Raw genomic sequence first — 2917 nt, forward strand, 5'->3', positions numbered from 1 at the left:
CCCGCCGCCGGCGCCGCGCCCCTGGGCACCGTCCAGGTCCCGGGCACCCCCTCGCCCACGCCGTCCATCCCCGTTCCGTCCGTCCCCGTTCCGTCCGTTCCCGCGCCGTCCGTCCCCGCTCCCTCCCCGGCCGCCGGGACACCGACGGCCGCGGCGCCGACACCCGCCGCCACGGCGTCCGGACGGCGCAGCACCCCGCAGGTGCCGCTCGGCACGCTGCCCGGGCGGCCCCGGCGCCCGAGCACCGTCAAGGTGCAGCCCGCCCGGCACTCGGGCGTCAACACCTGCCCGGACGCGCCCACCGGGGAGCTCGACCCCCACCGGCTGCCGCCGGTACCGGACGGCGCCACCGTGATCCCGTTCCCCGACATGGACCCGTTCCCGGACGTACCCGCGTGCGCCTTCGCGGTCGGCTACGCCAACGTCCACAAGCTCGGCCAGGCCGCCCTGGTCAACGACCCCGGGCACGGGCCCGCGCTGGCGGCGCTCAACATGACCCGCCGCTTCGTCACCCTCTGGGACCCGGAGCCCGGCCAGCAGCCGTACTTCGAGGCCGACTCGCTCGGCTACCTGCAACTGCCGCCCTCCGACACCTCGTTCCTCACCTACGGCTTCGTGCCGACCACCGCGAAGATGGAACTGGTCCCGCAGGGCCCGCTCACCATCGTGGCCACCGGGAACTCCGACTGGGACCAGCCCGCCGAGTTCACCATCGGCGGCTACCAGTCGCTGCGCCTGTACGACGTGAAGATCAACGGCACGCCGCTGGACGTCGGCCCCGACTGCCGCACCAGCCGGCCCGTGGACCTCCGGCTCACCGGCCGCCAGGACGACTACCTGCCGGGCGGCGGCGACGGCAAGCCCGACTACACGCTGCAGGGCGGCGGCCCGCTCACCCAACGCGACCTGGACATCCCCCCGTTCACCGGCTGCTCGGCCGGTGGCGAGGACCTGGACGCGCTCTTCACCGCCGCGGTCTCCGGCAGCGGCAACACGCTCAACCTCGTCCAGGGCGCGATCTGCACCCCGACCAGCGACCAGCCCAACGGCTGCGAGCCGGAGATCGAACTCCCCGACCTGCCGCACCGCCGCTGAACCACCGAGCAACCGAGCCACCGAGCCGCCGAACCACCAGGAGGTGTGATGGGAATCGAAGTGACCGTCGAAGGCCTCACCAAGTCCTTCGGACCGCAGACCGTCTGGCAGGACGTCACGCTGACGCTGCCGCCCGGCGAGGTGACCGTGATGCTCGGCCCCTCCGGCACCGGCAAGACCGTCTTCCTGAAGTCCGTCATCGGCCTGCTCAAACCGGAGCAGGGCCGGGTGCTGGTCGACGGCGTCGACATGGTCAACAGCCCGGAACGGGAGATCTACCGGGCCCGCCGGCTGTTCGGCCTGATGTTCCAGGACGGCGCCCTGTTCGGCTCGCTCAACCTCTACGACAACATCGCCTTCCCGCTGCGCGAGCACACCCGCAAGAAGGAGAGCGAGATCCGCCGCACCGTGATGGAGCGGATGGAGATGGTCGGCCTGGTCGGCTCCGAGGCCAAACTGCCCGGCGAGATCTCCGGCGGGATGCGCAAACGCGCCGGACTCGCCCGCGCCCTCGTCCTGGACCCGCAGATCGTGCTCTGCGACGAACCCGACTCCGGCCTCGACCCGGTCCGCACCTCCTACCTCTCCCAGCTGCTGATCGACCTCAACGCGCAGATCGACGCCACCATGCTGATCGTCACCCACAACCTGGACATCGCCGCCACCGTGCCCGACAACATCGGCATGCTGTTCCGCCGCGAGCTGGTCGCCTTCGGACCCCGCGAGGACCTGCTCGCCAGCCGCATCCCGGTGGTACGGCAGTTCCTCAGCGGCCGGCGCGCCGGACCGATCGGCATGTCCGAGGAGAAGGACGAGGCCGCGCTCGCCCTGGAGCGCGCCGACCGGCCAGGCCCGGAGACCGACCGGCCACGCCCGGTACCGGCCCAGCTGGAACCCTCACCGGGGCTGCCCGCCCGGCGCGCCGTCGAACGCCGCCGGGCCCGGCAGCACGGCCTCCAGCCCGGCGGCGCCGCATGAGCGCGGTCGGCGGCAACCCCGTCGCCGGGGCGCTGGCCCACGCCGGCCGGCTGTTCGCGCTGGGCGCCACCACCGTCCGCGACACCTTCCGGCGGCCGTTCCAGGTCCGCGAACTGATCGAGCAGTTCTGGTTCCTGGCGAGCGTCACCATCCTGCCCGCCGCCCTGGTCTCGATCCCGTTCGGCGCGGTCATCTCGCTCCAGGTCGGCTCGCTCGCCCAGCAGCTCGGCGCCCAGTCCTTCACCGGAGGCGCCAGCGTGCTGGCCGTCATCCAGCAGGCCAGCCCGCTCATCGTGGCACTGCTGATCGCCGGCGCCGGCGGCTCCGCGATCTGCGCCGACCTCGGCTCCCGCAAGATCCGCGAGGAACTGGACGCGATGGAGGTGATGGGCGTCTCGCCCGTCCAGCGCCTGGTGGTACCCCGTGTGCTGGCCGCCACCGCCGTAGCCGTCCTGCTGAACGGCCTGGTCTCGGTGGTCGGCACCCTCGGCGGCTACTTCTTCAACGTGCTGCTCCAGCACGGCACCCCGGGCGCCTACCTCTCCAGCTTCTCCGCCCTCGCCCAGCTCCCGGACCTGTACATCAGCGAGTTCAAGGCACTGGTCTTCGGGTTCATCGCCGGCCTGGTCGCCGCCTACCGCGGCCTCAACCCGCGCGGCGGCCCCAAGGGCGTCGGCGACGCCGTCAACCAGGCCGTGGTGATCACCTTCCTGCTGCTGTTCCTGGTCAACGTCGTGCTCACCGCGGTGTACCTGCGGATCGTCCCGCAGAAGGGAGCCTGAGCCGTGGCCCTGCTCGGCCGTGCCACCCCGCCCGCCGGACCCCCGCCCGGCGACGGCCCCGC

At 72.7% G+C, this 2917-nt stretch carries 3 protein-coding genes; all 3 read left to right on the forward strand.

Annotation, left to right across the window (positions count from 1 at the left end):
* Positions 1–1095 (forward strand): hypothetical protein (locus AA75_RS50055; RefSeq protein ID WP_051813900.1); only part of this gene is annotated, 1095 nt, incomplete at its 5' end.
* A 48-nt stretch (positions 1096–1143) separates the two neighbouring features.
* Positions 1144–2073 (forward strand): ABC transporter ATP-binding protein, encoded by a 930-nt coding sequence (locus AA75_RS32695; protein WP_051813901.1) that lies wholly within the window; start codon positions 1144–1146, stop codon positions 2071–2073.
* Positions 2070–2855, forward strand: coding sequence for an ABC transporter permease (locus AA75_RS32700; protein ID WP_033823971.1), 786 nt, complete (start codon positions 2070–2072; stop codon positions 2853–2855). Before AA75_RS32695 ends, AA75_RS32700 begins: the two co-directional genes overlap by 4 nt.
* The last annotated feature ends 62 nt before the right edge of the window (positions 2856–2917 follow it).

The sequence above is a fragment of the Kitasatospora sp. MBT63 genome (genome assembly GCF_000710465.2).
Lineage (GTDB): Bacteria > Actinomycetota > Actinomycetes > Streptomycetales > Streptomycetaceae > Kitasatospora.